This window comes from Thermodesulfobacteriota bacterium (genome assembly GCA_040756475.1).
Lineage (GTDB): Bacteria > Desulfobacterota > Deferrisomatia > Deferrisomatales > JACRMM01 > JBFLZB01.
Genome location: JBFLZB010000223.1, coordinates 1 through 7,171 on the forward strand (window position 1 = coordinate 1; position 7,171 = coordinate 7,171).

A 7,171-nucleotide genomic window follows, 5' to 3' on the forward strand; every position below is an offset into this window, starting at 1 on the left:
TCCCGCCCCACCGGTCATAATCCGTCCGGCAACGTGCCCGCCCCGCAACCGCGCGGACCGGCGCCGCAAGGGAGGTCTCACGATGACCCGCTGGACGCCCCCCCTTCTCTTGGCCGCCCTCCTGGCCTGCGCCTCCGGGGCCGCCGCCGAGGCGCCCGTCCACGCCCTGGCCATGCACGGGGCCCCCAAGTACGGGCCCGGGTTCCCCCACTTCGAGTACGTGACTCCTGACGCACCCAAGGGAGGCGAGGTACGGCTCCACGCCATCGGCACCTTCGACACCCTGAACCACCTGAACCTCAAGGGAGTCGCCGCGGTGGGCCTGGGGGGGCTCTACGACACGCTCCTCACCAGCTCCGACGACGAGGCCTTCAGCGAGTATGGCCTCCTGGCGCAGGCCGTGGAGGTGCCCGCGGACCGCTCCTGGGCGGTGTTCCACCTCCGGCCCGAAGCCCGCTGGCACGACGGGGCGCCGGTGACGGCCGAGGACGTGGTCTTCAGCCTCGCCCTGCTCCAGGAGCAGGGCCACCCCTTCTACCGGGCCTACTACGCCAGCGTGAAGCGGGCGGAGGTGGTGGGCGAGCGGTCCGTGCGGTTTGCCTTCTCTGAGGGAGAGAACCGGGAGCTCCCCCTCATCGTGGGGCAGATGCCCGTGCTGCCGCGCCACTACTGGGAGGGGCGCGAGTTCGACCGCACCACCCTGGAGCCGCCCCTGGGGAGCGGCCCCTACCGGATCGCCAACGTGGACCCCGGGCGTGCCATCACCTACGCCCGGGTGGAGGACTACTGGGGGCGCGACCTGCCGGTGAACCGGGGGCGCCACAACTTCGCCCGCATGCGCTTCGACTACTACCGGGACGCCACCGTGGCCCTGGAGGCCTTCAAGGCGGGCGAGTACGACTTCCGCCAGGAGAACGTGGCCCGGGACTGGGCCACCGGCTACGACGTGCCCGCCGCGCGCCAGGGTCTATTGATACGCCAGGAGATCTTCCACGAGCGGCCCACGGGCATGCAGGCCTTCGTGATGAACACCCGCCGTTCCCTCTTCCGGGACCCTCGGGTGCGCCAGGCCCTGGCCTACGCCTTCGACTTCGAGTGGACCAACGCAAACCTGTTCTATGGGCAGTACACCCGCACCTCGAGCTACTTCTCCAACAGCGAGCTCGCCTCCACGGGGCTCCCGGGTCCGGAGGAGCTGGCGCTCCTGGAGCCCTTCCGGGGACGCATCCCCGAGGAGGTCTTTACCCGGGAGTACCGGCCCCCCGCCACCGAAGGCTCGGGCCAGATCCGGGAGAACCTGCGCCAGGCGCTGGATCTGCTGGGACAGGCGGGATGGACGGTGCGGGACAAGAAGCTGCGCAACGACCAGGGCGAGGCCTTTTCTTTCGAGATCCTCTTGAACGCCCCCACCTGGGAGCGCATCAGCCTGCCCTTTGCCAAGAACCTGGAGCGGTTGGGGATCGAGGCCCGGGTGCGCACGGTGGATGCGGCCCAGTACCAGAAACGGGTCGAGGACTTCGACTTCGACATGGTGGTGGACGTGTTCGGCCAGTCCCTGTCGCCCGGCAACGAGCAACGGGACTTCTGGAGCTCCACCGCCGCGGGCGAGCCCGGCAGCCGCAACACCATCGGCGTGAAAGACCCGGCCGTGGACGCCCTGGTGGACCTGGTGATCGCGGCCCCCGACCGGGAGAGCCTGATCCACCGCACCCGGGCCCTGGACCGGGTGCTCCTGTGGGGCCACTACGTGATCCCCCACTGGCACATCCGCTCCTTCCGCGTGGCGTACTGGGACAAGTTCGGGCGGCCCGAGGTCGCGCCCAAGTACGCCCTGGGATTCGACGCCTGGTGGGTCGACACCGCCCGGGAGGCCGCCCTGAAGGCGCGGGGAGTCAACCTCAAGTCCGTGCCGTAGCGGCAGACCGCCGATCCCATGCTCGCCTACACCCTGCGCCGCATCCTCCTGATCGTGCCGACCCTGTTCGGCATTCTGGTGGTGAATTTCCTGGTGGTCCAGGCGGCGCCCGGCGGGCCGGTGGAGCAGATGATCGCCCGCATCAAGGGACAGGGCGTGGAGGCCACAGCCCGGGTGAGCGGGGCAGGGCAGGAGGACGTGGCCGTGCGAGCCCACGCCCCCCCGGGGGCCGGTGAGGCCCCCAGCAAGTACCGGGGAGCCCGGGGCCTCCCCCCGGAGCTCATCCGGGAGATCGAGCGCCAGTTCGGGTTCGACCGGCCCGCCCACGAGCGCTTCTGGCGCATGCTCAAGAGCTACGCCGTCTTCGACTTCGGCGAGAGCTTCTTCCGCAGCCGGCGGGTGGTGGACCTGGTGCTCGACAAGATGCCGGTGTCCATCTCGCTCGGGCTCTGGACCACGCTCCTGGTCTACCTGATCTCGATTCCCCTGGGGGTCGCCAAGGCGGTGCGCGACGGCTCCCGGTTGGACGTGTGGTCGAGCACGGTGGTGGTGCTCGGCAACGCCATCCCCGGGTTCCTCTTCGCCATCCTGTTGATCGTGCTCTTCGCCGGGGGCCGTTACTTCGACTGGTTCCCCCTGCGGGGGCTCGTGTCCGAGAACTGGCACGAGCTCGCCTGGCCCGCGCGCATCCTCGACTACTTCTGGCACATCACCCTGCCCGTGACCTCCATGGTGATCGGGGGGTTCGCGGGCCTGACCATGCTCACGAAGAACTCCTTTCTCGAAGAGATCCACAAACAGTACGTGGTAACGGCCCGGGCCAAGGGCCTCACGGAGCGCCGGGTGCTCTACGGCCACGTGTTCCGCAACGCCATGCTCATCGTCATCGCTGGGTTCCCGAGCGCCTTTGTGGGGGCGCTCTTCACCGGGTCGCTGCTGACCGAGATCATCTTCTCCCTGGACGGGCTCGGCCTCCTGGGCTTCGAGGCCGCGGTGAACCGGGACTATCCGGTCATGTTCGGCACCCTGTACTTCTTCACCCTGCTCGGCCTGCTCCTGAACCTGGTCGGGGACCTCACCTACCACCTGGTGGACCCCCGCATCGACTTCGAGAGCCGGGAGGCGTGACCCCCGTGCGTCTCACCCCCCTGACCCGGCGCCGCCTCGCCAACTTTCGCGCCAACCGCCGCGGGTACTGGTCTTTGTGGCTCTTCCTCGCGCTCTTCGGGGCGAGCCTGTGCGCGGAGCTCCTGGCCAACGACCGGCCCCTGCTCGTGCGCTACGAAGGCGCCTTCTACGTGCCGGCAATCCAGGCCTACCCCGAGACGGCCTTCGGAGGCTTCCTTCCCACCGAGGCCGACTACCGGGACCCGGAGGTGGCCGGGCTCATCCGGGAGAAGGGGTGGATGGTCTGGCCCCCGGTGCGCTACCGCTACGACACCATCAACTTCGCCTTGCGGGTGCCGGCCCCTGCCCCCCCCTCGAGGGACAACTGGCTCGGCACCGACGACCACGGCCGCGACGTGGTGGCGCGGCTCATCTACGGCTTCCGGATCTCGGTGCTCTTCGGGCTGACCCTCACGCTCCTGTCTTCGGCGGTAGGGATCGCGGCGGGGGCCGTGCAGGGGTACTTCGGGGGGGCGGTGGACCTCTTCTTCCAGCGCTTCATCGAGGTGTGGCAGGGCCTGCCCATCCTCTACCTCCTCATCATCCTGGCGAGCGTGGTGGAGCCGAGCTTCTGGTGGCTGCTCGGGCTCATGCTGCTCTTTAGCTGGATGGGGCTCGTGGGGGTGGTGCGCGCCGAGTTCCTCCGGGTGCGCAACTTCGACTACGTGCGGGCGGCCCGGGCGCTCGGGGTGAGCGACGCGGTCATCATGTTCCGCCACATCCTGCCCAACGCCATGGTCGCCACGCTCACCTTCCTGCCCTTCATCTTGAACAGCTCCATCACGACGCTTACGGCGCTGGATTTCCTGGGCTTCGGCCTGCCCCCCGGCTCCGCCTCCCTGGGAGAGCTCCTGAACCAGGGCAAGGCCAACCTCCACGCGCCCTGGCTCGGCATCACCGCGTTTGCCGTGCTGGCGGTCATGCTGAGCCTCCTCATCTTCATCGGCGAGGCCGTGCGCGACGCCTTCGACCCCCGGAAGACCCTGCGATGAGCGCGCTCCTGGAGATCCGGGACCTCCACGTCTCCTTCGGGCAGGGGGCCAACGAGGTGCGGGCCGTGCGGGGGGCCTCCCTGGAGATCGCCCCCGGGGAGGCCGTGGGCCTGGTGGGGGAGAGCGGCTCGGGCAAGTCGGTGACGGCGCTCTCGGTGCTCCAGCTCCTGCCCTACCCTGCCGCCCGGCACCCCGGGGGCAGCATCCGGTTCCGGGGCGAGGAGCTCCTGGGGGCGCCCCCGGCGCGCCTGCGGGAGCTGCGGGGCAACCGGGTCGCCATGATCTTCCAGGAGCCCCTCTCTTCCCTGAACCCCCTGCACTCGGTGGAGCGCCAGATCGGGGAGGTCCTCTTCGTCCACAAGGGGCTCGGCCGCCAGGGCGCCCGGGAGCGGGTGCGGGAGCTCTTGCAGCTCGTGGGCCTCCCGGAGGCGGTGGACCGGCTCTCCGCGCTCCCACACGAGTTCTCCGGCGGCCAGCAGCAGCGCATCATGATCGCCATGGCGCTCGCCAACGAGCCCGACCTCCTCGTCGCCGACGAGCCCACCACGGCGCTGGACGTGACCGTGCAGGCCCAGATCCTGGAGCTCCTCCAGAGCCTGCGCCGCAAGCTCGGTATGGCGCTCCTGCTCATCACCCACGATCTGGGCATCGTGCGCCGGGTGGCCGACCGGGTGTACGTGATGACCGAGGGGGAGGTGGTGGAGCACGGCCCCACCCAAGACCTCTTCGAGGCCCCTGCCCATCCCTACACGAGGAAGCTCCTGGCGGCCGAGCCCAGGGGCCGCCCCGAGCCGGGGCCGGAGGATGCTCCCGTTCTCCTCGAGGCGGAAGGGGTGCGGGTCTGGTTTCCCGTGAAGAAGGGTGTCTTGCGGCGCACCGTGGCCCACATCAAGGCCGTGGACGGCGTGAGCCTCCGGGTGCGGGCCGGCCACACCCTGGGGGTGGTGGGGGAGAGCGGCTCGGGCAAGTCCACCCTGGGGCGGGCCCTGCTGCGCCTGGAGAGGAGCCGGGGCTCCATCCGCTTCGGCGATCAGGAGCTCCAGGGCCTTCGCTCCCGCGAGCTTCGCCCCCTGCGGCGCGAGCTCCAGATGGTCTTCCAGGACCCCTACGGCTCCCTGAGCCCCCGGCTCTCGGTGAGCCAGATTCTCGAAGAGGGCCTGCGGGTCCATCGGCTCGGAGGAACCTCCGCCGAGCGGCACGACCTGATCGCCGGGGCCCTGGAGGAGGTGGGGCTCGACCCCGCCGCCCAGGACCGCTACCCCCACGAGTTCTCGGGCGGGCAGCGCCAGCGCATCGCCATCGCCCGGGCGCTCGTCCTCAAGCCCCGCTTCATCGTCCTCGACGAGCCCACCTCGGCGCTGGACATGTCGGTCCAGGCCCAGATCGTGGAGCTCCTGCGCGGGCTCCAGGTGAAGCACGGACTCGCCTACCTCTTCATCAGCCACGACCTCAAGGTGGTGCGGGCGCTGTCCCACCACATCGCCGTGATGAAGGACGGCCGCGTGGTGGAGCACGGCCCGGCGGAGGAGGTCTTCGGAAATCCGAGGGAGCCCTACACCCGGGCGCTCCTTGCCGCCGCCTTCGATTTGACACCCCTTTCCACGGCCAGCGCTCGGCCGCAGGCTTCGCCATGACCCCCCAACAGCTCCTCCTCTTCGCGATTCTCGGGGCGGCCCTCGCGCTGTTCGTCTGGGGCCGCTGGCGTGTGGACGTGGTGGCGGTGGGCGCCCTGCTCGCCTCGGTCGCCACGGGGCTCGTGCCTCCCGCGGAGGCCTTCTACGGCTTCGGGCACCCGGCCGTCATCACGGTGGCGGCGGTGCTCGCCATCTCCGCCGCCCTGGAGCGCTCGGGGGTCGTGGACCTGGTGGTGCGGCGGGTCACGGCCACCACCAAGACACGGGCCGGGCAGACCGCGGCCCTCAGCCTCTTCGGGGGATTCATCTCGGGCTTCATGAACAACGTGGGGGCCCTGGCCCTTTTGCTGCCCGTGGGGATCACGACGGCGCGGAAGACCGGCTACTCCCCGTCGCTGCTCCTCATGCCCCTGTCGTTTGCCACCATCCTGGGCGGCCTCACGACGCTGGTGGGCACTCCCCCGAACATCATCGTCTCGGGCTTCCGGCGGGAGGCGTTGGGCCGGGGCTTCGCCCTCTTCGACTTCGCGTGGGTTGGCGTGCCCATTGCCGTGGCCGGCGTTGCCTTCCTGGTGCTCGTGGGGTGGCGGCTCATCCCTCGGGACCGCAAGGCCAGCGGGGGGGGGGAGCCCTTCGAGATCGCCGACTACGTCACCGAGATGCGGATCACGGAGGGGGAGAAGGTGGCGGGCCGCACCCTGGCCCAGGTGCAGGAGGACGCCGGGGTCGAGTTCAACGTGCTCCAGCTCATCCGCAGCGGGTGGCGCTACCCGGGGCTCCTGCACCGGGTGGTGCTGCGGGCGGGGGACGTGCTCCTGGTCAAGGCCGACTCCAAGGCGATCCAGGCCCTGGTGGACAAGGGGGGCGTGGAACTGGTGGAGGCAGCCAAGATGCTCGAAGAGCTGGAAGCGGCCGACCTGACGGTGGCCGAAGCCGTGGTGACCCCGCTCTCCTGGCTCGCGGGACGCACCCCGCGGGGGCTGCGGCTGCGAAACCTCTTTGGCGTAAACCTCCTGGCGATCTCCCGGAAGGGCCAGCAGATCCGCACCCGGCTGCGGGACGTGCGGCTCGAGCCCGGTGACGTGCTGCTCCTCCAGGGGGAGGCCGACAGCCTGGGTCAGTCCGTGAGCCGGCTGGGGTGTCTGCCCCTGGCGGAGCGGGGCCTCAACCTCCAGCCCCGCCGCGCCCTGGTACCCCTGGTGGTATTCGCTGCCGCGATCGCCGCCATCGCCTTCGGGGTCCTCCCGGCGGCCATCGCGCTCGTGATGGCGGTGCTCGTGATGGTGCTCGCCAACGTCCTGCCCACCGCCGAGGTCTACGAGGGCATCGACTGGCAGGTGGTCGTCCTCCTGGGGGCGCTCATCCCCGTGGGAGGCGCCCTGGAGACCACCGGCGCCGCCTCCTGGATCGCGGCCCGGATCGGGGACCTCGCCCGGACCCTTCCTCCCCATCTGGTGCTCGCC

The 7,171-nt window shown here is 70.4% G+C and carries 5 protein-coding genes; all 5 read left to right on the forward strand.

Features of this window, described 5'->3' with window-relative positions:
• The first annotated feature begins 82 nt into the window (after positions 1–82).
• Positions 83–1,915, forward strand: coding sequence for an extracellular solute-binding protein (locus tag AB1578_20820; protein ID MEW6490339.1), 1,833 nt, complete (start codon positions 83–85; stop codon positions 1,913–1,915).
• Between the two features lie 18 nt (positions 1,916–1,933).
• Positions 1,934–3,043: a microcin C ABC transporter permease YejB gene (locus AB1578_20825; protein MEW6490340.1), complete on the forward strand. Its 1,110-nt coding sequence runs from the start codon at positions 1,934–1,936 to the stop codon at positions 3,041–3,043.
• Positions 3,040–4,074, forward strand: a complete 1,035-nt coding sequence (locus AB1578_20830; protein ID MEW6490341.1) for an ABC transporter permease — start codon at positions 3,040–3,042, stop codon at positions 4,072–4,074. Before AB1578_20825 ends, AB1578_20830 begins: the two co-directional genes overlap by 4 nt.
• Positions 4,071–5,708 (forward strand): ABC transporter ATP-binding protein, encoded by a 1,638-nt coding sequence (locus tag AB1578_20835; GenBank protein MEW6490342.1) that lies wholly within the window; start codon positions 4,071–4,073, stop codon positions 5,706–5,708. Before AB1578_20830 ends, AB1578_20835 begins: the two co-directional genes overlap by 4 nt.
• Positions 5,705–7,171 (forward strand): SLC13 family permease (locus tag AB1578_20840; GenBank protein ID MEW6490343.1); only part of this gene is annotated, 1,467 nt, incomplete at its 3' end. The genes AB1578_20835 and AB1578_20840, both read left to right, overlap by 4 nt.